Source organism: Nocardia sp. NPDC101769, assembly GCF_044766925.1.
Classification (GTDB): Bacteria; Actinomycetota; Actinomycetes; order Mycobacteriales; family Mycobacteriaceae; genus Nocardia.
On the sequence record NZ_JBIWMX010000058.1, the window covers coordinates 1 to 24,013 of the forward strand.

The 24,013-nt window shown below is 62.8% G+C and carries 20 protein-coding genes and 1 pseudogene; 10 read left to right on the forward strand and 11 right to left on the reverse strand.

Going from position 1 to position 24,013, the window contains the following annotated elements:
* The coding region (locus ACIRRA_RS42765) for a transposase (protein ID WP_402780762.1) at positions 1 to 189 on the forward strand (189 nt) is incomplete at its 5' end.
* 37 nt (positions 190 to 226) lie between these two features.
* Here the strand turns inward: ACIRRA_RS42765 and ACIRRA_RS42770 are convergent.
* Both ACIRRA_RS42770 and ACIRRA_RS42775 read right to left on the reverse strand, forming a co-directional pair.
* A complete protein-coding gene (locus tag ACIRRA_RS42770; protein ID WP_402780765.1) occupies positions 227 to 1,864 on the reverse strand; it encodes an IS4 family transposase in 1,638 nt (545 codons plus the stop codon).
* Between the two features lie 348 nt (positions 1,865 to 2,212).
* Positions 2,213 to 3,181 carry an IS110 family transposase gene (locus ACIRRA_RS42775; protein WP_402780768.1) on the reverse strand — a complete coding sequence of 323 codons (969 nt, stop codon included), beginning with the start codon at positions 3,179 to 3,181 and terminating at the stop codon, positions 2,213 to 2,215.
* A 140-nt stretch (positions 3,182 to 3,321) separates the two neighbouring features.
* Here ACIRRA_RS42775 and ACIRRA_RS42780 point away from each other — a divergent pair, with 140 nt between their 5' ends.
* Positions 3,322 to 4,323 carry an IS3 family transposase gene (locus tag ACIRRA_RS42780; protein ID WP_402780771.1) on the forward strand — a complete coding sequence of 334 codons (1,002 nt, stop codon included), beginning with the start codon at positions 3,322 to 3,324 and terminating at the stop codon, positions 4,321 to 4,323.
* Between the two features lie 314 nt (positions 4,324 to 4,637).
* Here ACIRRA_RS42780 and ACIRRA_RS42785 read toward each other — a convergent pair whose 3' ends face one another.
* Positions 4,638 to 5,330, reverse strand: coding sequence for a sensor domain-containing protein (locus ACIRRA_RS42785; RefSeq protein ID WP_402780774.1), 693 nt, complete (start codon positions 5,328 to 5,330; stop codon positions 4,638 to 4,640).
* A gap of 679 nt (positions 5,331 to 6,009) precedes the next feature.
* Between ACIRRA_RS42785 and ACIRRA_RS42790 the strand changes: the two genes are divergently transcribed.
* A complete protein-coding gene (locus ACIRRA_RS42790; protein ID WP_402780777.1) occupies positions 6,010 to 6,156 on the forward strand; it encodes a hypothetical protein in 147 nt (48 codons plus the stop codon).
* A gap of 451 nt (positions 6,157 to 6,607) precedes the next feature.
* On the opposite strand, the pseudogene ACIRRA_RS42795 reads toward ACIRRA_RS42790, so the two are convergent.
* The 3 genes and pseudogenes from ACIRRA_RS42795 to ACIRRA_RS42805 all read right to left on the reverse strand — a co-directional run.
* A pseudogene (locus tag ACIRRA_RS42795) lies at positions 6,608 to 6,820 on the reverse strand (chitin binding peritrophin-A domain-containing protein); the annotation flags it as partial.
* A gap of 698 nt (positions 6,821 to 7,518) precedes the next feature.
* Positions 7,519 to 7,998, reverse strand: coding sequence for a hypothetical protein (locus ACIRRA_RS42800; protein WP_402780780.1), 480 nt, complete (start codon positions 7,996 to 7,998; stop codon positions 7,519 to 7,521).
* A 79-nt stretch (positions 7,999 to 8,077) separates the two neighbouring features.
* Positions 8,078 to 8,272 (reverse strand): hypothetical protein, encoded by a 195-nt coding sequence (locus tag ACIRRA_RS42805; RefSeq protein WP_402780783.1) that lies wholly within the window; start codon positions 8,270 to 8,272, stop codon positions 8,078 to 8,080.
* An 807-nt stretch (positions 8,273 to 9,079) separates the two neighbouring features.
* On the opposite strand from ACIRRA_RS42805, the gene ACIRRA_RS42810 reads away from it, so the two are divergent.
* Positions 9,080 to 10,006 (forward strand): hypothetical protein, encoded by a 927-nt coding sequence (locus tag ACIRRA_RS42810; protein ID WP_402780786.1) that lies wholly within the window; start codon positions 9,080 to 9,082, stop codon positions 10,004 to 10,006.
* Between the two features lie 446 nt (positions 10,007 to 10,452).
* Here ACIRRA_RS42810 and ACIRRA_RS42815 read toward each other — a convergent pair.
* From ACIRRA_RS42815 to ACIRRA_RS42825, 3 genes are all read right to left on the reverse strand, one after another.
* Positions 10,453 to 11,252 (reverse strand): IS5 family transposase gene (locus ACIRRA_RS42815; protein WP_402780789.1). Its coding sequence is split into 2 segments (ribosomal slippage): positions 10,453 to 10,922 and positions 10,922 to 11,252, totalling 801 coding nucleotides; the frame shifts between segments, so codons are not numbered across the junction.
* 293 nt (positions 11,253 to 11,545) lie between these two features.
* Positions 11,546 to 12,601 (reverse strand): hypothetical protein, encoded by a 1,056-nt coding sequence (locus tag ACIRRA_RS42820; protein ID WP_402780792.1) that lies wholly within the window; start codon positions 12,599 to 12,601, stop codon positions 11,546 to 11,548.
* Positions 12,602 to 12,766: 165 nt separating this feature from the next.
* Positions 12,767 to 15,451: a hypothetical protein gene (locus ACIRRA_RS42825; protein WP_402780795.1), complete on the reverse strand. Its 2,685-nt coding sequence runs from the start codon at positions 15,449 to 15,451 to the stop codon at positions 12,767 to 12,769.
* A gap of 1,625 nt (positions 15,452 to 17,076) precedes the next feature.
* On the opposite strand from ACIRRA_RS42825, the gene ACIRRA_RS42830 reads away from it, so the two are divergent.
* From ACIRRA_RS42830 to ACIRRA_RS42855, 6 genes are all read left to right on the forward strand, one after another.
* Entirely contained in the window at positions 17,077 to 17,763 is a 687-nt protein-coding gene (locus tag ACIRRA_RS42830; protein WP_402780798.1) for a hypothetical protein, read from the forward strand.
* 191 nt (positions 17,764 to 17,954) lie between these two features.
* Positions 17,955 to 19,559: a DNA cytosine methyltransferase gene (locus ACIRRA_RS42835; RefSeq protein WP_402780801.1), complete on the forward strand. Its 1,605-nt coding sequence runs from the start codon at positions 17,955 to 17,957 to the stop codon at positions 19,557 to 19,559.
* Between the two features lie 189 nt (positions 19,560 to 19,748).
* Positions 19,749 to 20,210 carry a hypothetical protein gene (locus tag ACIRRA_RS42840; RefSeq protein ID WP_402780804.1) on the forward strand — a complete coding sequence of 154 codons (462 nt, stop codon included), beginning with the start codon at positions 19,749 to 19,751 and terminating at the stop codon, positions 20,208 to 20,210.
* 141 nt (positions 20,211 to 20,351) lie between these two features.
* Complete coding sequence (locus ACIRRA_RS42845; RefSeq protein WP_402780807.1) at positions 20,352 to 21,335, forward strand: hypothetical protein; 984 nt, start codon at positions 20,352 to 20,354, stop codon at positions 21,333 to 21,335.
* Positions 21,336 to 21,488: 153 nt separating this feature from the next.
* Positions 21,489 to 21,686, forward strand: a complete 198-nt coding sequence (locus ACIRRA_RS42850; protein ID WP_402780809.1) for a hypothetical protein — start codon at positions 21,489 to 21,491, stop codon at positions 21,684 to 21,686.
* 25 nt (positions 21,687 to 21,711) lie between these two features.
* On the forward strand, positions 21,712 to 21,990 hold the full coding sequence (locus ACIRRA_RS42855; protein ID WP_402780815.1) for a hypothetical protein: 279 nt from the start codon (positions 21,712 to 21,714) through the stop codon (positions 21,988 to 21,990).
* Positions 21,991 to 22,267: 277 nt separating this feature from the next.
* On the opposite strand, the gene ACIRRA_RS42860 is transcribed toward ACIRRA_RS42855, so the two are convergent.
* Together ACIRRA_RS42860 and ACIRRA_RS42865 are read right to left on the reverse strand one after the other, a co-directional pair.
* A complete protein-coding gene (locus ACIRRA_RS42860) occupies positions 22,268 to 22,864 on the reverse strand; it encodes a transposase (RefSeq protein WP_402780818.1) in 597 nt (198 codons plus the stop codon).
* Positions 22,865 to 22,970: 106 nt separating this feature from the next.
* Positions 22,971 to 23,621, reverse strand: a complete 651-nt coding sequence (locus ACIRRA_RS42865) for a transposase (protein ID WP_402780821.1) — start codon at positions 23,619 to 23,621, stop codon at positions 22,971 to 22,973.
* Positions 23,622 to 24,013: the final 392 nt, after the last annotated feature.

Genomic DNA, 24,013 nt, shown 5'->3' on the forward strand with positions numbered 1-24,013 from the left:
GAAGGGACACTGATCGACATGGCAGGACGCAAGCGGCATTCCGCGGAGGACATCGTGCGGAAGCTGCGCCGTGCCGACGAGCTGACCGCCGCCGGTAAGACCGGTGAGGAGGCCGCCGCCGAGATCGGGGTGTCGGCGGCGACGTTGTACAACTGGCGGCGCCAGTATGGCGGTGTGGACACCGACTGAGGTTTCCCCAAGGCCGGGTAGTTAGTGTTTTCGCTTGTCATGCAAGGGGTTTGGGTGACCAGGGTGTGGCGCTGTAGAGGCCTGGGCCGACTTTGTGGATGAGGCCGTCGGTGGCCCATCGGCTCAGTTGTCTGTACATGGTGTTCATGGTGATGTCGCCGAAGTGGGCGGCGATGTCGCGGGCTTGCCAGAGGCGAGTGGGCTCTGTGGTGAGCAGGGTCAGGATCCGGTGACGGCGGCGGCCGGTGGGGGCGACGTGAGAATCGTTGCGGGAGGTGGTCGGCAGCGGTTGCCGAGCCTCGGGCGTCACGATGGTGACGTCGAGGTTGGTGACCGTGCGGCTGGTATCGGGTCGGCCGTCGTCTCGGCGCTCGCCGTATCGGGAAATGGGTGATTTGACCTTGCGGGTGCTCACCCGTTGACGCCGCGGCGGCAGTAGGTGGTTCAGGACCTGCTCACCGATCCGCCCGACCAGGCTGTCTCCCTCGCCGGCGGGGACGATGCCAGCGGCGCCGATGACCTGGTCGCGGGCGGTGTGCAGGGCGATGGTGAAGCAGCAGCGGTCGGGATCGGTGCCCGGCCGTGACTCGGCGGCATCGACCATCACGATGCGTAGCACCTGGTAGAGGCTCAGCAGGGCCCACATCTCCTGCTGTATACCGGCGGGGTCACCCGAGCGCAGGTTGCGCCCGTCCATGAGCGTGTGGCGCAGGGCGTAGTAGGCCGATTCGTGTTCCCATCGCTGGTGGTAGAGGGCCACCAGCGGGGCCGCTGGGTAGCGGCGGGCGTCGGTCAGGGTCGTCACGAGGCGGTAGCTTCCGGTGAAGACGGTGCCGTCGATACAGGTCACCGTGATCTGGGCGTCGATGATCCGCACCCGCACCGTGTTGATGACAGACAGGTACGAGCCGTCGTGCAGCCGGGTCAGGACCGGGGTGCGGCGGTTGCTGCGCAGTCGGCCCAGCACCTGGGCCCCGGTCGCACACACCTTGACGAGGAAGTCGTTGCTGTCAAAACCCTTGTCCCACAAGACCAGCATGTCCGGGCGCAGCAGATGCAGCAGGCGGGTGGCATAGCCGGTCTCGCTCTCGGCGGTCGGCCCGAACACTGCCCCGATCATCGCGCGGGTGCCGGTCTCCACCAGCGTCATCAACTCCAGTATCGGGTAGCCATGGTGGGCGGTGCGGCCCAGCCAGCCCCGGTTACGGGCGGTGTCGGGGACCTTCTGCGAGGTGCAGCCGTCGAAGGACACCGTCCGATACGGCCCGAACCGGACCCCCGGAGTCCTCGGCTGGGCCAACGGCCCCGACACGACGTCGAATAACGCTTTCACCGGTGCCGCTGTCAGCCGTCGACGCAAGTCGCGCAACGCTTTCGCGGTCGGGGCGGCGATCGGCATCCCGGTCAACGAGGCGGTGAGTTTGTCCCACACCAGCCGATACCCGACCTCGGGGAACAAGCACATCGCGAGCAGAAAATAGATCCCGACCCGGGACGGGAGATCCCGCAACCGGCGCTGCACCGTCCGGGTCTGAGCCAGGACCGCGTCGACGAGCTCGAACGGCACGATAGCGGTCAGCTCACCCAGATGGCCCGGAGCGAACCGGCCCGCAGCCACGCTGACCGTGCGGGTGATTGTCGCCAGCGCGGGTGGCAAGCCAGAATGAAATGGCAACGGAGCTCCTCGGAACAGATGTCTTGGTCGACTATCTGAACCAACGAGCTCCGTTGCGTTATGCCCGGCAATCCTCCAAAGTGCTTGTGCCACCAGCGAAAACACTAACTACCCGGCCTTGGGGGAACCTCAGACGCCGCCAAGGAACTCAAGGAACTGCGTGAGCAGAACGCCCGGCTCAAGCGGCTTTTGGCGGACGCCGAGCTGGAGAAGGACGCGCTGCGGGAGATCGCCAAGGACGCTCCCATAGATCGTCAAGTGGTCATGGCCCGGTAATCGGCGCGCAAGGTGCGGAAGACCTCGCGGGCGAGGTAGCGCTTGAGGCAGCGGAGGATTTCCGGTGTCGTCTTACCCTCGGTTTTGCGGCGCGCCGCATAGGTTTTCGTGTCCTGGTGGTAGCGCAGACGGACGATGACGGCGGTGTGCAAGGCTTGGTTGGCTTGACGGTCCCCGCCGCGGTGAAGCCGGTGTCGGGTGGGTCTTGCCCGAGGATGCTGGGATCGGCGCGACCCCGCACAATCGGGCGAAGGATGCTTCGGTGGTGAGCCGATCAGGGTTGTCTCCGATCGAAATAACAAGGGCGGCTGCGGTATCCGGCCCGAGGGCGAAGATCCCCATGGTGTGGGGTGCGACCTGGGTGAGCAGTCGGCCCAGGTGTTTCTTCAGCTGGTCGGCGTGGGCCTGGGCGTCGAGGATGCGCTGGGCGAGTGAGCGGAGCGCGAGCTCGGTTGCCGTGATCGGGTCTGCGAGGTCGTCGGGGTCGGGTTCGAACGCGGCGCAGGTGGTGATCAGTTTGGTGCGGGAGAGTGAACGCAGTTGTGTGCGTAGCGTTTCCGGGCTGGTCGTGATCAGCGACCGCAGCGCGTTGAGCGCGGCGGTGAGGGCCTTGACCGCGTTGTTGCGGGCCACCCGCGGGGCGCGGACGGCTTCGATGGCGCCGTCGCGGTTCTTCGGCGGGGTCACTTCGGATCCGTCGAGCAGCCGGCGCGCGGCGGCGTAGGCGTCGATGGTGTCGGTCTTGCCGCGAGCGCGGCGCAGCCGGCGATTCGGTCGGGGCACTTCGGCGACGTCGTAACCACGCGAACGCAGGTGGTGGGCCAGTTCTGCGCCGTAGGATCCGGTGCCTTCGATCCCGACGCGCATGACGGTGCCGTGGGCTCGCATCCAGGTCTCGATGTTCTCGTAACCGGTTGCTGTGGTGGGGAATTCGTGATCGGTCAGCCCTTTGCCGTGTTCGTTGACGATGGCGGCGTGGTGAGTGTCGGCGTGGGTGTCGACCCCGACGAAAATCGGGTGATCAGTGATGGCTGTCGTCAACTCGGTGCTGCCCTTCCGTTGTGTGGCCTGCGCTCGGCGTGGCAGGGGTTGGACAGGCCAGTCAGGGGACGGCAGTCGGCGCGGCATGCTCCTATCAGGTCACAACCCCCGCGCAGGCCGGTGAGAGGTCTGTCGTGGGAATGGGCGCGCCACCGGCACGGACGGACCGACGGGTCCTTCGAAAGACACGCAAGTTCGTCTGCGGTCAGGAAAATTCCGAGTCAGATCTCGGTCCGGCCGGTGGTGCGGCCCGCCATCATCATGACTGGACTGTTCTGAGCCCAGCGGCCAAACGCCGCGCCGTGGACATGCTTCGCACTGTGAAGAGCATGTCGGAACGGTTGGCGTGCAAGGTTGTTGGGCTGAATCGGTCGACCTATCGGCGGCTGCCGATCAAGGACACCCCGACCGATCCGGATGCTGGTTTGCGGGCGTGGCTGCGCTCCTACGCGGTCAAACATCAGGGCCACGGATTCCGGCGTGCCTGGGCTGCCCTGCGGTTCGACGAGGGCAGTGACGTGAACATCAAGAAGGTCCACCGTCTCTGGCGTGAGGAGGGCCTGCAGGTCCGGCAACACCATCCCCGCAAACGGGCCGGAGTGTCGTCGGTGCCGCCGGTGCAGGCCGATGCCCCGAATGTGGTGTGGGCGTTGGATTTCCAGTTCGACTCCACGGTCGACGGCAGGGCGGTGAAGATCGCGTCGATGATCGACGAACACACCCGCGAATCCCTGCTGCACATGGTGGAACGCTCGATCACCGCCGAGCGGCTGGTCGCAGAGCTGGAGAAGGTGTTCGCCGCGGCCGGTGGCCCGCCGAGGGTGCTGCGGATGGACAACGGTCCAGAAATGATTTCCCATGCCCTGCAACGGTTTTGCGCCGACAAGCTCGGGATCTCCTACATTCCACCGGGCACGCCCTGGAACAACGGATTCGTCGAATCGTTCAACCGGCGGCTGCGGACCGAGTGCCTCAACCGCAGCCACCCGACCACCCTGCTCGAGGCCCGGGTCGTGACCGGCGATTTCAAGGCCGACCACAATCAGCGGCACCGGCATTCGGCGCTGGGCTACCTGACGCCGGCCGAGTACGCTGCGGCCTGCACCCACACCCACCATCCGGTGGCCTGCGGGACCAACTGAACACGGTACGAAATCATCTGGCTCTACTCCCGGATGGTCTCGTCATCGGGGACCGCTCAGTTGAGCTTGGCCATGCGATCGATTCTACGAAGAATGTTCAAGGTGCCATCGGTAGGTTTGTTGGTCTGCCGTGGTGTTTCGATTGGACTTGTTTACCAACAGTATTGTCGTTGGGGCGAGGCCTGAACTGGGACCTGGTGGCCGTGCCAGCCGCGTCCCCCACGATCTACGCCGGATTAAGCACCGCAGCCGCCTGATCTACGGCTGTGTTACCGGAACCGGACTGACCCCGAAATTGAGGTCGGTCGTTTTCGTCACCCGGGAACCTTGGTCGACACCTTATCCACGATGGCCTTCGCTGTCGGGGCGCCGTTGCCGGATTGGCAGGCCATTGCATAGATCACCACGTTGCTTTTCGCGTGCGCGTCAACTGCGCAGCCCCAGCCGGTCGGCTGATTTGGCGGATCAAGGTTCAGTGAAGAAATCATGACGCTTACATCAGTGTCGCTGACTGCTGTCTTGTGAAACGACCGTCGCACCTTACCGTCTTTGATGTGGATGGTTTTGCCGTCGCAAGCGCTCGCCGGCTTAGCAAGCGCATCAGAGAGCATTTTCTTGGCCGTGCCCGGATCGGCTACTAGCACGACCTCCTGGGTGATGTTATGCGTGTAGTCCTCCTTTCCTTCCTGGGAAGTATTTTGCCGATACGCTGTGTAGATTGTGCCTATTGTCGAGGTGTCGAATCCCAGTAGGCCAACGCACTGCTGATCGCCCTGATCTGCGACATAGGGATCGGGAGGCTCGATATAGCCGGGGGCGACCTTATCCTGATAGTTGAGCTTAAGCCCGGTGACGGCGTTCATCTCATCGGCGTTGAGCGGCAGCGTGTCGGCCTTGCTTACTTCAAACATCGGTGTGGTCGATGTGCTCTGCCCGCTGCCGCAGCCGCTGACCGCCGCGAGAGCGAACAACCCAGTAGTTACGGTAGTGAGGATATGTGTTTTCATTTCGTCTACCTTTTCCCGTCCAGCGACCTTTTCCTCCAGCACCTTCCGTCTGGAGTCTTGCGAAGCTGTTTGATGGACAGAAAGTAGTCTGTCATGATGGAGTTGCCCGCAGAGCAGCTGAAGAAGCTGTGCGGCCTCACTTGTACTGATATTCCTGCCTATTCCCGCTGTTGTTGGCGGACCGGGATTATGTTTGGGGCATGTGAAGAATCAGCCGAGTAGGTGCTGGCGCGGATACGAGCCAGCATTCCCGCCGCGACCCGCTGTGCTCCGTCGGAGGGCAAAAAGATTACGCACACTAGCGGCGTTTGCCACCAGCTAGAATTAGTATCTCACGAGGCCAAGTAAAGATCTATAGACGTTTAGGTGGGTCGGATTTCATGCGACGTGGACGGCAAATGTCGCTCGCGGGCGCGGTGGCAACCGGCGCGCGACCTTGCGGTCATCGTAGGCTCGCAATCCAGTCATTCAGCACCGGGGAGTGGTTCACGTCGCCGAAATCGACCTTGGCCTCCTCCATGGACGATTCGGCCATCGCGTCCAGTCGCGGACCCGGCTGGCCGCTGACGAGCAGCTGTCCGGCTGTTCAGGCCGCCCGCGAGTCGGTTACCTTGTCGCTGAGGGCGACGAGTTCGGCCGGCATGCACCACTCTGTTCGGCGAAACGGCAGGATCAGTCTGTGACAGATCCCGATGAGACCTGGGAGGAACGGACCTTCCGAGAGCACGCGGAACATCGGGCGTGGCTGGAGGGTGCGCTCACCTGCCTGGAATCCGGGCTGCCTGGCGAAGACGTCACCGCGGCCCTCGGGCGGCTTGCGTCCTAGCTTCGAAAGCAGGTCGCTGAAGACGACACGGCATTGTCCGACTACGCCGCATATGACGCCGGGTACGAGAACGCGTCGGCGCCGCGTGTAACCAGACTGCAGGACCGCTCCGGGCTCGAGCTGGCGCTCATGCTGTTGGTGGGAAGGAAGTAGCCTTCGCCGCCCCAGTTCACTGCGTTATTCGCCTTGATCTCGGCCATGCACTGCTCACACGCCTGACCGCCCGGCCCGACCGGGTTGGGTTCACGTCCGGCAACGTCCTTGCAGCGGCCGCATAGGCGTGGTTCATCTGACACGTCACGCATCGTATCTGGCACTGCCACGCCTTCTTTCGCCTCGTGTCGCTCGGCGCGTTTCGGCCACTTCAAGACTTCTTGAGGAAGTGGCCACCACTCTTCCGATGTAGTTCTAGTGGCGCGCTCCGGGCGGACCGGAGCCGGGGCGATCCTCTTTACAGGTTGCGGGCTTGCAGCTGTTCGCGTGCGACTGCTCCGGCCGCGCCGTCCCGCTGTGCCTGTGCGATCAGGGCATTCAGGTCGCATACGACATTGGAGGGATAATCGCATTTGCTCGTGGACTCGGACGGCCCACTGTTGGGGTCGAACCACAGGCCGTCCGGGCATGGCATCCGTATGGCGTCGAGGTTTGCGGTGCAGGCGATGTAGTTGCTACAGGCAGCGACAGTTCGGCCAGTACATGTTGTAGTCCGGTTTGGGGCCGACGGCGACCGGGAGTTGCTGGCCCGGACGGGAGCCGACTATCCCCGCGACGACCCCGGTGGCCCCAGTTTGGCCCCAAAGCTTTGGGTGGTCGAATAACAGAAAACCCCTTCCGACCCTGGTCGGAAGGGGTTTTTCTTGGTCGGGCTGACAGGATTTGAACCTGCGACCACTTGACCCCCAGGGGTCGCAGCCAGGAGGTTTGCGCACGTCGCGCACCCAATGCATCCGTTCGGGCGGTGTGTTTAACCAGCGGGCGTTCAGCGACGCGCATGCCGTGCGGTCCCCAGATGGTCCCCACACGGCTGGCCCGATCGTATGACGATGCATTCGTCCGCAGTGCATGACTACCCAATGCGTTCGAGGTTGCCATTCTCGATGTTTGGGACGGTTCGGTCGACGACCATGTTCACGCGCCTCTGCTATGGCCACTCAGACGGTAGGCGGCAGCACCGATTCAAACTCGAATCCGCCTGCGTCGTACTCTGATTCGCACGTTTGCGAAGGAGCACAGGCAACGTGAGCCTCACGAGCTGGCCCGCTCCTCCTCGCCGGAAACCGCTTGCAGACCGAAGATTTAGCGGTAGCCATCGGCGTTGACGATGTGAAGCCTTACGCCTCAGTGGTTGCCGCTATGGACAGATCAGAACCGACCCTGCCCATACTCTTGCAACATCGGGAGCGCAGCGCGTAGGCCTTCGGCGAATTCTGGGGGAATGACTTCGCGTTCGCTCAGGAAGCGCATGTCGCCCGTTTCGAGGCCGTAGGCAACCCCTTCGATGAGTCCTCGCATATTCATGATCAGCACGCACGCGATGTACTCGTCGCCATTGGTGATCGGCCCTGCGACGTCCACCGCGAGCGCACAAGGTCGCAAACCCTCGCTGGTGACGGCTGGCAGTAGCGCGGTCGCGGCATCGACGATCGCGCGCTCCACGGTTTCGGCGTCGAGCGGCAGCGGTATCGACACGTACGGCAGAGGTCGTTCGGAATCGTCTGGATCACCGTCGTCGAGCACGACCCCAAGCGCGAACTCCAGTGCCGCGATGGGTGGAATATGTCCGACGGCAATGGATTCGGCCATCGTGATCTGATCGACCCGGTCGTAGAACTTGTCATCCATCACATGCCCCGATCCTAGGTCGCTCGCCACCAGTATCGGCCGGCCGCAACCAGCATGCGATGTCAACCGCCAACACCGGTCAGCCATCAGTGGCCCGCGGCAGCGGCACCCCGGCCGGCGCCCGCCGCAGCCGAGCGATATCGATGCGGCCGCGATCCAGCGCCGTATACACGCTGCCATGGCCCCGGCGATACTCACCGACCCGTGACAACTCCCGGCACAACTTCGCGCGCAGCTGGCGCGCCGCACGCGGGGAGACCCACTCCCGGGTCACGCCCCGGACGTTCCGGCGCCGAGTTGGCACGGCAGTCGACAACACGTACGCGACCCCAAGCGGGCGGCGCGACAACTCGGCAACACCGAGGCTGTGGCGAAAGCCCACTGCATCGACATCCCGGAGACGGCGCCGGACAATCGAGAGGTCCTCGGACGCTGGGCGCGGAGAGAACGGCCGAAAACGTGAGATTTCCGTGAGATCGAGCCGAATCTCGGAACGGCGTTGGACAGAGAAAACCCCTTCCAACCTTGGTCGGAAGGGGTTTTCTTGGTCGGGCTGACAGGATTTGAACCTGCGACCACTTGACCCCCAGATTCGCATCCAGATCATCCGCGCACGTCACACACATCGGGCGCGTTCGCTGTGGTCTCCTGCGAACAGGCGTTGTTCGCCGCCACGAATGCCGTGTGGCCACCGAATGGCCACCACGATCTTGCTGTTGTGGTCCGCCGAGGACGCAGTCGGTTCAACTGTTGCAAGTCGAGCAGAACAAGGCGAGAGCTGTAGTCGGGCAACGGTTTTTGAGGTTGCTCCTCTCGGCGTTTGGCAGATCTAGCGAGGATGGATGATGTCATCCCGACCGCCAATCGCCGCAGCCGTGTCGAGACCCGGCAGTGGGTGTCCTCGACGGCCCCTGACTACCGATGGCCGGTTGGGATTCCATGCAGCGGGGGGCCGCCATGCGTATCATCACGTCACAACGACGCTGAACCACCGCTGCCGTTTGCCGAACGACTCGTCGTGTCGGCGCAACGACCTTGCTAGGGACCTGAACGCCGACCCACCTACCTCGGAGAGTGGCAAATGGCAGGTTCACAGCCGAGCACCGGGGACGAGTCCAGCAGCAACCCGGTCGAACCACCCGAAAACGGGAATAGGCCCCCCAAGACCGACGCGCCCCAGTCTCCTCGTGCCGGCGGCCGAACCACGAAGGTAGCCAAGGCGCTCCTCGGTGGAATCGGCGGGATCGTCGCCGCACTGGTGATCGCCTACTTCACACCCCTGGCCGAGAAGTTTGGAAAGCACGCCGCCGAACCCGACTACTACCGGCTCAACGTCGAACCGAACACCGACAACTTCACGATGACCGTCGCTGAGCCCGACGGCACGAGATTAGCGCTCCCGGTCGGCAGTGCGAAGTTCTTCCAAGCACTGTCGCTACCTCCCCCAGACAGGCCGCCAACCACGACTTACAAGTGGGCGCACGAAAACGGCGGAGTCGACATCGGGTTTACCTATTTCCAGTTCACGGTGACCGCGGTGACAGCCCACGTTCAGATCGTCGGCGCGTCCGTCGGCGTCGTCCGTGTATTGCCCGAGACCGACGGCAGCTGCATCGGCTGCGTTGGCATCGGAGCGGTGTCCCCTACGCGACTCGTGATCGTCAGTTTGGACCAGAGAACGGTCAACTTCATTCCGGAAGGACAGCCGCCGACGGCCCTCGCGCCGTTTTCCTTCTCCTTGGACCCCGGACAGACGGAAACGTTCCAAGTCGAAGCGTCCTCGGCAACATGCAACTGTGCCTGGGACCTGACCCTGCATATCCTGGTCGACGGCAAGGCGAAGGACGTGACCGTCGATTCAGGAAACGGGCCATTCATCACCCTCGCCCGTCAGCGCAATACCCCCCTCCATAACCTCTACTGGAACGAGACGGCAGGACACTGGGATTGCAGCCTGTTCGATGGACACGCTCATAGCGGCCAGGACCCACAACCTTGCCCGCCGTGACCGACGGCGAGAATACATTCGAACCATTGAGTTCGCCTTTCGACGCAACCCGAACTCGCATCGAACCATGAGCTCCTACCGTGCTCGCGGTGTTTGGTTGGGGGCCAGGGAATCTGGATGGCCGAACCGGTGGTCGACGCGAGCAAACGCGCGCTGAGACTCGTTGCCGCCGAGCCACACGCGGGGCTCAAAGCGATAGATTCAGGAAAAGGATCGGATCGCGATTGCCGGGCTGGTAGCGGCCAACCTCGACCATATCGTCGGATGAGGTGACAAGCGCACTACCAGCGAGAATTACAGGTCCCCAGATTGGGCGGCAACCCCCCAACCTGCACGACGTGTGGATATCGATCCGTTGTGCGACAGGAGAATTGATCGACCTGCGTTGAATCGCCACTATCTGTCTCGCTGGTCGGCCACCATCGACAGTGCGGTGCTTGGAGCTCCTATTGGGTTCGGTTGCTGAGTCGTCGCCAGCAGATCAGTGCTGCGGAGAGGTAGAGGAATCCGTGGTGGATGTCGGTACGTCGTTCCCATCGGATGGCCAGCCGCCGGTACTGGTGCAGCAGGGCACAGGATTGCTCGACGATCCAGCGGCCGGCGGTGACCCTGTCACGGGTGCCGCGGCGAGCGATGTAGCCGGTGATATGTCGTTGCCGCAGTCCGGAATACACGCTGGGATAGTCGTATTCCTTATCCGCGATCAGGTTGGTGATCCGGTGGCGGGGTCGGCCCGCACGCCCGCGCAGGGGTCGGACCCGGTCGAGCAGCGTGGGCAACAGCAGATGGTCGTTGACATTGGCGCCCGACAACGCTATCGCGAGCGGGAACCCGTTCCCGCAGGTCAGGATGTGGTGCTTGGAACCGGTCTTGGCGCGGTCGACCGGGCTCGGACCTGTTGCGGCGCCCCCTTTTTCGCCCGTACATGCGAGCCGTCGACCATGACCCGGTCGAAGTCGATCAACCGGGCGGCGTGGCAGCGGGCGAGCACGGCCTGATGGATCTGTTCGAACGTCCCGGCGGCCTGCCAGTCCCGCAACCTGCGCCGACATGTCATCCCGGATCCGAATCCCAGTTCCTGGGGCAGGTCTTCCCATCCGATCCCGGTGATCAGCACGAACAAGATCCCCTGCAGTACCCGTCGGCTGTCCATCTGCGGCGGTCCTGGTGTTCCGGCCGGTTTCACCGGCAGTAGCGGTTCGATTACCGCCCATAACTCGTCATCCACGATCCAGGGTGCTGCCACACCGAAATATCCTGCACTGCAACATAACCCGACGCCAACTGACCGAACCTGTCAGGAGCTCTTAGCCACCGGGTGCGTTGTCGCCCAAACGATCAGCAGTACGGCCAGACCCAGGCCCACTGCGCCGGTGACGACGCCTGCCTTGGCGGGTGCCTTATTCAGTTGCTTCTTGGTCGAAACAACCATCTACCGGAGGCCTCACCTTATTGCCAACGCGGCCAACACTTTCCAACACACGCTCAAGCTCGCCACGAAGCGGCGTTCCTCACCCCCAACCACTATTGAGACACGACCTAGTAGACGCCCACGCCTTTTGTCACAATTGGGTGACCGAGGGTGCTGCTCAAGGTCATCCCAGTTGTGACGGTCGAAGCCACGCCTGCGCTAAACCCTGCGATGGCAGAATCGGCGACCTCCTTACCGCTGGCGAGCAACGCCCCGGCCACGGTGTACGCGAACTCTTCACCAGCTACAACTGGCCAGAGATATATGCTCGCGATAATTACCAATCCGATGCCGAGAACCCCTGTAACTACCAGTAGATTCTCGCGATCGTAAGGATTACGCTCAATGTCCATAGCGGTTGTCCATGGGGTCAACGTTTGTCCGTAGGAGATCTTTCCCATACGTCGGTTCCTTTCCTCGGTCTCGGCAATCTTTTGAAATAATTCAGGAATTCTCTTCCACAATTCTGAATCAATTGGAACGGAATGAATCTCGTAAAGTATCACACCGGGAAGTCCGTCGGGAGGATTTATTCTGAAAGTGGGCTCAAAGCATATCCATTCCACCCACCTCCCACCGGATGAGTCTTGGCGTAGAGGCAGTGGGGCAACGCGTTGAAACGCTTGCCGAGGCTTCCAGGACGAGGCACGGGCTGCAACCGCGTAGGACGTCAGGGAAAATTCGCGAGAAATTTCTGGCGCAAGCCGCTGGATAATAGTACTGAACTTGTCCAGCTTGCGAATCACATCCCCCTTGAGGGTCGATGTGGCTTGACCAATGGTCGACACCTCCAAAAGCTCAAGAATAATATCGAAACCCTCAGTTGACTTCGCTAAACCTAAGATATCCGGCCTCAGTAGTCCGCCCCCGCTGCCTCGGAAATCCGCTGTAAGCATTCCGAAAAGCTCATTTGTTAAGCTATCAGACAGAATCGTGGAGAACATCGCCTCGGAAAGGACCATTGCGTACGGATAGTATTCCCGTCGAAAGTCCATATAGTAGTATCCATATGTCACTCCCTGGGCCCATTGCCATTCCATTGTGTACGGCTCGCGATCGCTCGCGCCATAAATCCGTCCCGGCTTGCGCGTCATCAAGGGGCCCGGGCAGATATGCAAATCCATTACAATCCCTCCAAAGTCATCCTCTTGAGTCAAGCTCATTAACTGCCGAGATCGTGACAAGGGCTTCCATCAATTGTGGAACACTTGGCGGCCACCCCCGCTATCTGTGCTAGCGTCGGCAATTTCCAACGTTCCGCGTGTCGCTGTCTCCTGCAATCAAGACGCTCAGGCTATCGTTGTAAGGTTGCTCGTAACTTCGATATCGGTTCCCGAGCTGGGAGTGTATTCGTACCACTCGGCGATTAGCTGCCCTTTCTCGCCTGCTTGAATTACGCGAAAGGGAGATTTATGGTAGTTTTCGATGCGGTCGACCTCTATGTGAGTTGCATCTGGTACTCCAATGATGATCCGGGTTTCTTGAGGTGCTTGTCGGCCGGTAGCAGGGTCGTACTTGGTGGCGTCCCATGTGTCGAGAACTACGCTGTATCCCTCGATGAACCCCGAACTTGATCGCACTGTCAAAACTACCCGACCACCTGCTGGAATTGCGGCCGGGTCCAAGTCGGCTAGGCAATCGGTAGCAATGTATGCGCCGCTGTCAGGGGCCCGTCCGGGATCGGCTGGCGGAATACCTGGATAGTTGGTATTGTCGAAGTCTTGTATCTCCCTCGCGATCGTTAGATACGGATGCAGCTCGGGGAGGCTGCCACCGGTAAAGACGCCGCCTTCAACGAAGTTCACCCAAGCGGTTTCCCAGTCTTTGCGCACAGTGAGGACCACCCGAGCACTGCCCGCCCGAAGAAAAGCCTGCCGCGTGGCGTCGGGGTGCTGAATCTCACGGATATTGTCCCAAGCGTCAGGGATATCCCAAAAGTAAGAATACAGGAAGTACAGCAGGTTATCCCAATCGATTGCATCGTTGATAAATCGAATCATTTGCTCGTATTGCTCGATCAACGACCAGTTCCCTGTCTGATTCAACACTTGAGGGTCGAGCAGGATATTTCCTGCGAAGTTGATGCCCCACGCAGTTCGATCCCACGTGGAGCCGCTTCCTGACCTGAACAGCTGTCGGATGTCGAGCGGCATGAACTCAAACTGTGGTCCGAGTAGCCAGGCCAATACACCTCGCATGATTTCGTCGTGCTCTTCTCGGCGAAGAGTCAAGGTATCCACGCCATTTAGCCGGTCGGTAAGGTCCTTTATTTGTCCCTGAACTACATTCTGCTGCGCGTAAAATTGTGTCTGCGCCGAATTATATAGGACAGTCCACGATTCCGCCTGCCACTTCGCGATTGCGCCGGTTTGGTCAATACTGTCGATAGTGCATAAGACTTCGATAGTTCCAGACGGTGAGGCGTAAGTCGCATACACGACGTGCTGCGTGCCGGTTCGTTCCTGAAGGAAATCCAGAGGCACATCAACTTCCACATCACCAACCGCCTTATAGAGGGCACTGTCCACGTGCATGACACGCAAACTTCCTAGGGCAGTGTGGGCCTGCCCCTGGACCGGTTGCACGTTCATTACCGCAGCGAACGACGCAGACGAAATGGCATATCCATCGGGTATTTCGAGGTCGACCTGATTGGGGTACCAGTCACCACTTCCATCGTTCTGGTATTGAGAGAGGTATGACTTTTGAATTGTCTTTTCTGGCGGCGGAAGTAATGCTGCTTGAAATTGTTGTTGATATGTCTGCCAGTTGGTTTCGTTGATATCCACCGGATTCAGCGGAAAAGTAAATCCCGTCGTCGCCTGGGATTGCAGGTCTGCGAGCTGTTTGTACGCTTCCCGCATCGCGCCACCCGGTTCGGGAATTACGATGTCATAGGTTAATCGTGCTCCGTAGCGATAAAGGCCTACATGCCATTTGCGCATTAGGCCGAAGAAGTCGATGCGGATTGCATTGTTCGCGTTCGGGTTCTGGAATGTCCGCGTACTGGTTTCTGACGATCCAGTGACGGTCGTGGTGGAGATAGTTACCTTGTGTTCTTGCTTTACCCGCGCTGATGCTTTCTTCGTTGTCGCCACAGCATGCTTTGCGCTGTCGGACATAGACTTGGAGCTCGATAATCCAGTGGATGCCGATAGGGACGTTGAAACTGTCGCGAAGCTGACGCCTCCAGACACGGTAGCATTGACATTGGATTGGTTACTGTGCTGGTTTTGAGATGTGGTGGACTGGGCAAGCTCGCTATTCTCAGTTACGCCAGTTTCGCTGTAGTTCTCCAATTGGTCGGTGACAATCGATGTGAATTCTGACGTCGTCGACGACCATTCCTTCTGGACCACTGCGGTCTGTTCGAGAGGCGCTAATGGGACCGTTGCCAAGAGCTCACCCCGCTCGACTCCAGCGGGGTACATTTCGAGCCGCTCAAGATTTAATAATCCGATTGGCGTCGTACTTTGATTCATGGTGAGCCATGCAGTGGCCTGCAACGCTGCATTGGTCAGATAAGTAGCGGTTCCTTGCCGATTGGATGGGGCTGCCTCAGTAGTCTCGGCATCGCGGTTAGCGGCTGCAACTATTTGCTTGAGGCGCTTCTCTCGATGTAGCGTCAGTGCTTTTCCGAAGGAAATCAGATCATCCATGTCGGTTGACGCCAAGCTGTCGAGCGGGACTTGCCTTTGGGTTGTTTCTCGGTTCTCAAAGAGTGCTAGCCGTTCCGCAAGAGAAGTCGGCGTCCCCGCTGCGTCACGAACCGCAGAGACCTCGCCTTCCTGTAGGCTGAGGTTGCGGGCAAAACTGTACTTGACTAATGCGCGACTGATCGTTGTTCCCGGCGAATCTCCTTCAATAGCAGCTACGCCTTCCGTAGCTGTGCTGTCCGGGGCGTCGAGCTGAAGTTGAAACTGGGCATATGTAACCTTTTGGACCCGCCGGGCCGAGTTTGACAGTTCGGGCACAAAGACTCCTTAAATCGCATTGGATATTGAGTCTTGCTCCGCTCGCCTGTCAGGTTGAGCGGGTATGTCGACAGCTAACATCTGCCAATGAACCTGACCGGTGGTTCGCGATGACCGGCCCTTGAATTGTACGCCGCGGTTGCTCAACAGGCGTGGCGATTCTTCCTGGTGTCCGCTGTGCGGTGCCGGTGGGCTGGCCTGATGGTGGCCTGTCATGCGCATCAAACGGTGTATGTCCCTTGCCCTGGTCGGCATTTCGGCGCGGTTCTTGCGAATTGGTTGACGGTGCCGGGCTCGGCCAGGTCGCGATTGCTCGGATGGTCGACCTGGCGCCGCGGGTGCCCACCCTGTTGCATGTCGTGTTCAATCAAGCCGATCCTGAATCTGTTGCCGCCCAATATGTTCGGGTGCTCAAGTTCCGACACTCACGCCGTTCGAGCGTTCGGGGCCGCCCCCTCGCTAACCGGTGCAGGGGTGTTTCTGTCAGTTCGGGACGTGCCAGCAGTCAGCGTTGGACGCCTTCCTGGTCATCCACGGGTACGGGTAATCGACTTTCCCATACGGGGAAGGACGGCTAGGGATCACCTCGGCCACATCGTTGTCACCCTGCGCACCCGACGGAACATGGCACGCTGCTCGATGATCGGCGGATATGGACGACCCCAGACCATTGGTTCCATGGGCATCCAACACTCCGATGTCGGCGCATGACAACTCCTGTGCGGCCGGCGTTGTCGATGCCGGTTCCGGTGTAGTCGTGGACGGAGAAGCACCGCTGGTGGTGACCCGGGGATGGGCCCAGACCGTAGATGTCCCCAGTCGGCGGCCCGGCCGTGCTTCCCGCGCGTGCGGGGATGAGCCCGGCCGGGCGAGCTGACGGCGTGTCCAAAGAGTGCTCCCCGCCCGTGTGGGGATGAGCGCTCAAGAGGGCCCCGGTCGTACCGATCACGTGGGTGCTTTCCATACGCGCGGGGAACACGGCGATCCGCCAGCCGTATGCATCTCGGCGATCCCACGCAAGCGTCTTGCGTTGTGAGGCCGTCGATTTCGATGCGCACTGGTTTCGGAATGAATGCACACTGGATGCACAATGAATGCACACAAGTTGTGCGATAAAAGTGCGATACGAAATCGCTTCTACCTGGGTGTTTGGTGGCGGCCCGCCTCCCGCTCGATCCCCACTATCTCCCGCTTCGCTGAAGATAGTGGGGATCGAGCGGGAGGCAAACCACCACCAAACAGTTGAGAGCAGAAGGAGAGAAGAGAACCAGAGGGGAGGGGAGGGACCACAAGGAAGGGGGACCACAAGGGGGAGACCACAACAGGATGGCTTGGAAGAGCACGGTGCATTGGTAGAGCTGGGCGCGTTGGGGGACGAAACCACAAGGGGGCGTGAGTGAGGACGTCACGTTGAATCTGGGGCTGGGTCCGAATTTTGACCACAACAAGGGGATCCAGGCCGATGGGAGGAATTGATGCCTGTGCGACAAGGGGTTTGATGCATAGAGATCAATCGGCTGACGACTTTGCATCAATCGAGATCTTATATGTGCAGATCAGAGGTGTTGTAGTGCAATAGATTTCGGTAGAATTGAGGCATAGCAATCAATTCTCGGAGGTGTGGCGTGAATGCCATTTCGAGTCCTCTGGTCGAAGCGATCGAATCGGTGTGGGCGGATCTGCGTGCGCGCCATGCCGATATCCCTGACGTGGTGGTGACCATGGCGTCGGGGTCGATGGGCCGGCGCGGGGCGCTGAAGCTGGGGCATTTCGACCCCGACCGGTGGAAGGTCGGCCAACAGGTGATGCCGGAGCTGTTCGTGGGCGGGGAAGGGCTAGTGATGGGTGCGCACGATGTCCTCGGGACGCTGCTGCACGAAGCCGCGCACGGTGCTGCGTCCACGCGCGGGATCGACGACACCAGCCGGGCCGGCGCCTACCACAACGGGAAGTTCCGCGACATCGCCCGCGAATTCGGGCTGACCGTGGAGCGCACCCGCGATCGTGGCTGGACGATCACGACCGTGTCCGATGCCACCGCCGGCACCTACAAGCGGCAGATCCGCAAACTCGAGACCGCGATCGTCGCCTACCGCCGCGACGAGCACGAGCCCGCCGACGGCGACGGCGAAGACGGTGACGGCCAGGACGGGAACAAGTCGGGCAAGGCTCCCCGCAACGGGCGCGCACTGCTCTGCACGTGCACGCCGGCGCGGCGCGTGCGCGCGGCGCAGAAAACCATCGACGCGGGACCGATCCTGTGCGGGGTCTGCCGCGAACCGTTCACCGCCACCGACCTCGACGACGATTGATGACTGAGCATCAACGCCTTTGACGCATACGCATCAACAACTGCCGCCTCGGCGGTGAAGCAGTAGGAATCTCGGAAATCGCTGGTAGCCAACGAAATCCGACCATAACAGGTAAACCAGTAAATGGAAGCCCTCGGGGCCTGGACACTCCGGCCGCTTCCTTCCCCATGAGAGTTGAAGGGACACAAGTGATGTTGGATCTGATGGATTGGTTCTGCGGAGCGGGCGGGTCGAGTCAGGGAGCGCACGCGGTGCCCGGGGTGCGGGTGTCACGGGCGGCGAACCATTGGGCGCGCGCGATCGAGACGCACGCGTCGAACTTCCCCGAGACCGATCACCACCTGGGCGATATCCGTGAGGCGCCGGTCGCGAAGTGGCCTGCGGCGGATCTGTTCTGGGCCAGCCCCGAATGCCCGCAATGGTCCTCGGCGCGCGGCAAGGCCCGCGACTACGACCACACGATGCAGGGCGACCTGTTCGACCTGCCGCGTGACGAGGAGGCCGACCGCAGCCGCGCCCTGATGGAGGAGGTGCCGATGTATCTGCGCGGGGTGATCGAGCGCGGCGGCAAGGTCCGTGCCGGGGTGGTCGAGAACGTCGTCGAGGTCCGCGCGTGGGACCAGTGGAACCGGTGGCTGGGCGAGATCCGCGCCCTCGGCTACCACACGAGGGTGATCGCGCTGAATTCGATGCACGCCCAGTCGATCCGCACACCGGTCGCACCCCACAGCCGCGACCGACTGTACGTCGCGTATTGGGATGCGGCTCTGGGGCGCACTCCGGATTGGGCGAAGTGGCTGCGGCCCTTGGCGTTCTGCCCGACGTGCCGGGAGTGGGTGTCGGCGATGCAGGTGTTCAAATCCGAGGGCGCGGACATGGGCCGCTACCGTCAGCAGTACGTCTACCGCTGCCCGCGTGTGCGCTGCCGCAACCAGGTGTTGGAGCCGCCCGCGCTTCCGGCCGCGGCCGCGATCGACTGGACGTTGACCGGGCAGCGGATCGGGGACCGGGCGAAGCCGTTGGCGGACAAGACGATGGCGCGGATCATGACCGGGTTGCGTCGCTACGCCGCACAGTTGCCGATGATGGTCCCCGCCGGAGGCACCTGGCGCGAGGAAGCCACCCCGGTCACGACCCCGCTCCCGGCGCGCACCATCCGCGAGAACGACGGACTGATGATCCCGCCCCGATTCCTCACCCGCCTACACACCTCCGCACCGTCCGAGCCGATGCCACCGACACTGGTGGTGCCGATGGAAGGCCGCGACGGCAACGAGCCGCAGCCGGCCAGCGTGCCGCTGCGGACCCAGACCACCCGCGCCGAGACCGGGGTGGCGTTCCTGCCGTTCGTGACCGAGCTGCGTGGTGGCAGCAGCGATGCCCGCCCGGTCACCGATGCGCTGTCGACGGTGACCGCCAGCGGCAACCATCACGGCCTGGTGTCCCCGCCCGCCGGTGTGCTGCAACAGGTGTGGCAGGCGTTGCTGATCCCGTACTACGGCGCCGGTGCCGCGCACCCGGTTGATCGGCCGATGGGGGCGTTGTCGACGCGGGACCGCTACGCCCTGGTGGAGGAGATCAGCGAATCGGATATCGCTGATGTGCGGTTCCGGATGTTGGAGCCGGGTGAGATCGGTGCGGCGATGGCGTTCACCGACGGTTACACCGTGCTGGGCACCAAGCGCGAGAAGGTCCGCCAGTACGGCAACGCCGTCACACCCCCGGTCGCGGAAGTCTTGGTGTCGGCGCTGGTGGAGGCCGTGACGGGTGAGGACATCGATCGCTGGAGCGTCTGAGCGCCGGGGGGCGGCTGGTAACCCGTGGTCTGCGGGCCACGGTTGGACATACCAGCCGCCCGGATGCCCCCATGAGAGGTGGGCACCGCCACTGTAGCGCCGGCGTGAAACGCGAGGAGCCCCAACATGATCGGACACGGCCGGACCGCCGGCGCGCGGCCGCGGGCGCCGGCCGTTGACAATGAGGCCATGGCACAGTTGGTGACTCTCGCCGAGTGGGCACAACGGCATGGCTTAACGCTGACCACCGTTCGCACCCAATGGGCCTACCTGGAAGGCTTCCCGCCGCCCGTGTGTCACCGAGACCGGCCCGCGGGTACCGGTAGCGGCGGCCGCAGCCGCGAATACGACCTCCCGCAGCTCGACGACTGGCTGGCACACTGGCAGGCCGAGGGCCGGCCCAACCGGCATGTGATGCCCGAGAACCCCGAGGAATACCGAACATTGGGAGCGATCGCCCGCCTGGTCGGTGTCAACGGCAAGACCGTCACCCAATACCGCGACCTCATCGACCAGCGCGCCGACTACGAGGACCGCGGCGCGCGCCGGCACTACCGCACCCGCGACGTCGTCGACTTCCTCAACCAGCGCCCCGGGCACGGCCGCGCCAGCGACCCGGCCAGCGACGGACGCCGCGGCACGACGCTCTGACCTTCCGTGCCAGGTTCGCGGGCGCGGTTGCCGCCCAACAGGTTCCGAGTAGGCTCGCCTGCAGCGTGATCACCGCCTGAGTTCGGTTCCGCTCCCGAAGGATCGATTCGGCGGTATCCGGTCGGATCGAGGTGTGGGCAGATGACCATGACACGCACCATCGCGGCGATCGCCGCACTACCGATGCTGGCCACCGCAAGCCAAGGCGTCGCCGCGGCCACCGGCCAGCCCGGTCTCGCTGTCCCCGGAGACGGACAACCGGGCCTCAGCACCGCACCGGCGCCGCCAGCGCCGAGCGTCGCGGACTACATTCCCGACCCGCCCCCACCACCGGCCCGCCCGCGACCCAGCCAACAAACCAGCCCCCACACCGACTCGGTGATCCAGCAGCCCCCGGTCACCGATCCCGACGCCGAGCAGACCGAGCCGGAACCGTCACAGACACAGGCCGATCCGCACACCGTCCGCGCTGGCGACACCGTGGTGGCGCTGCCGGACTGGGTCGATGCGAAGACCCACGACAAGGCTCAGGCGTACCTGGACTACACGGAATGGCAGATCGCCGCCGGATACGACGCACTCGGATTCCCCCGCGAAGAATCGGATCGCCGCGCGGCCTCGACCATCACCGGCGGAACCCTCACCGCGATCGTGGGCGCCGAAGTCGCGGCCGTGCCCGCCGCGGGCATCGGCTGCGGAGTCGGCGCCGTCGTCGGTGGCCTAGACGGCGGCGCGGTCGGCACCGCCGCGGCCGGAGTCGGAATGCCCATTGGTGCCGGGATCGGAGCCGGACTGGGATGCATGGCCGGTCTCGCGGTCGCCGCCGTGCCCGGCATCGCGGTCGGTGCCGCGAGCGGTGCGGTGCTCGGCGGTGCCACCGCCGGCGCGCTCGGTGGCGGTGTCGATGTGCCGAAACCGGAAGTGCCGCCGCTGATCGAAGTAGCCATCCCAGTGCCGGATTTGACCGAACCGACACCCGCGAGTCCCGTCGTTGGGCCGCTCACCGACGCGGTCGCCGTGATCGGCGCGCAGGCCGAGACCGCGGTGGACTCGCTGCGGTCAGCCATTGCCGCCATGCCACCACTGGTGTTCGACCCGGCAGCCGTGTTCCAGCAGTCCAGCTGAGAAAAGACGCGTCCGTCCATGCCATTCGTGAAAAGTGATGCCTAAGCATCAAGTCCGCGCAATCTCGCAGGCGGACTGCCCTGCTGCACCACACCCGTGCGGCGGGTGACAGCTGGTCGCTCAGGCTTCCCCCGCCAGGAGAATCGTGGATCGGTGACCATCAGGCAGGGCGGTGACTACGGCAGCCGAATCCGGTGTCAGTTTCCGAAGTCGTGTTCGGTGCTGACCTGCGGTAGCGAGGAATTGGGTTGCATGGCCGCCATCGCCCGTGTGGTCAGACTGCTCTCCGTCGATGTCCGGGTCGAGCAATCCGCGGCGCGTGCGGCGTCGAACTATCGAGCGGTCCTCTAATCGGTTGAGGGGGAGTGGAGTGCAGATGTTCATCAGCGGCCGGGTCAGCCGCTGCGGCAGTGAGGCCCATGTCGTCATCGGTGCACCGCGTCCGGTCGCCGGGTGCGCCCATGGTGACAAGGTCTGCCACGTCGAAATCCGCCACGCGGACACAGTCGTGCAGCTACACCCCCAGCCGGGGTCCACGCGAGTAGCGCTGGACAACGCGCTGTGTGAGGTCACCCGACATCTGGACATCGACCTGCCGGGGTTGCTCGCACAGGTCGCGATCGGGCCCGCGTTGGGCGAGCCACAGGCCCGGTAGCTTCGATATGCCGCCGGTGGGTCCGGCCTGCTGATCGCACCGACTTGATGGTCGACGAACGCACCATAATCAGCGTAAGGCGTTTTGTGTCAAGCGATTCGGTCGGTGCCCTGGTCTGTCGTCGTCCCGGCATAGCAGTAATGGGGGTTGGTTCCCTGCAGCGTGTAATCGGGTTGAGGTGACGACAGGTCGGGGCTGCCCAGGATTATGGGCGAGATCACGGGGTGTCTCGATGCCGAAGAGGGCTCGCCCCGACCGACCGCTGGACGCGCCGCCGTCAGGCGGCGGTCGAGTTCATGGATGGTTTCGGTCTGCCGTGGGTGGCGATCTCGGCGTCCCAGCGTTGTCCGGTGGTGACGACGGCGTGCAGGTGCCGCAGGATGGCGGCCGCGATTGCTGCTTCGGCCTGGGTCGGGGTGAGTTTGTTGGTTTCCCTGCTGGTCAGATGCTGGTAGCGGGCGGCATAGACGGGGTTGGCGTGGCGGGCAGCGAAGACGGCCCGCCAGGCGGCCAACCGCAACCCGGGTCGGCCGTGGCCTGTGATTTTGGTGCGGCCGGTGAAGGCTCCGGATTGCTTCTCCCGCGGCGCCAGACCGGCGTGTTTGACCACGGCACGGGCAGTGGGAAACCTGGTGAGGTCACCGGTTTCGGCGAGGATCGCTGCGGCCCCGACCGCCGAGAGTCCGGTGATCGAGGTGACCAGCACGGTCAACCCGAGCTCGTCGAGCACTGCGACCATACGAGCCTCGGTGTCGGCCAGCCGTTGCCGGTCGAGGGCCCAATCGGCAAGCAGTAGTTGCACACGCTCGAGCGCACCGCGCCGATGCGCGAGAACACCGGCCGAATTCTCCAGGGCTGCAAACAGATTCCGCACGATCCGCAGACAGGGACGCTGCCCGCCAGCGCGGACGACAGCCGCCCGCACCGCTTGTTCGAGCCGCGCGAGCCCCAAACGCCGGGTCCGGGTCAGATCACCTCGGTCACGCTCGCAGATCACTCGCATCGCCGCCACCCAGGAACGGGAGCGGAACGGTTTGCCGCGCGGTCTCGAGCGCGGCCGGCCACACGCATTCCAGCAACGCCCGCATCTGCTGGACCTGGGCCACCATCCCGACGATCAGATGTTCGCGTCGCGCGCCCAGATGCCGCAGCCTGCCCCAGGTTTCGTCGACCGGCTCGGGCACATAACACCGCAACTGCGCCGTGAGTCGGGCGATCAGCACCGCGTCCTTCTCATCGGTCTTGTCGCTGGTGAGGTCTTCGGCGCGGCGCGACCAAGCTGTCATCGCCGGTTGCACGCACACGAACGCCATGGCGCGGTCGGCTGCCAACTGCCCCAGCACCCGCCACCGATGCCCCGTCGGTTCACACGCCACCGTCACACCCGCGAAGCCAGCCCTGGCAGCGTGACCGGCCGCCCAGTCCAGCGCACCACCAAGATCCCAGGCACGACATCGGAATGTTCTGCGCGCCAGCACTTTCGAATCGTGATCAACGACCACCACCATCTGTTTGCGTTCGGCCAGATCGATCCCGACGATCGCATTGCTCACCGGAACCAACCCCCGCAGCCGCGCCAAACGCGCATTCCGGTTGCGATCACCCCGGGACACGCCACTACCGTTACCCATGGAACGTCCTCCTACCGCGATGGGACACCAAGCCCCACAAGCGCATCAGGAGGACGTTCCCCACGTCCAGACACCCGACGCACAGAACGTCTTTCTATGCCGAATGCAGGGCGTTCGACCGCCAAGCTGCTGGCAGCGAGTGGTTGCTTCTGATAGAGCCTGGCATCCCGTCGATCACCCGGTCGGCCAGGACCTTTCATGCGGTGCATGCGCCGTGGTCATGCGGTTCGCGCAGGTTTGGGAACAGCTCCCTAAGCACGGCGGTTCGTGAGTGCGGCAGCCGCTCAGCGCGATGCCGAGTAATTGTCAAAACCTGTGTATCGGTATGTTTTAGGCGACCTCCGTTCGGGTGGAATCGGCCGACCCGGCTGATGGTGGCGGGGTGATGTCGC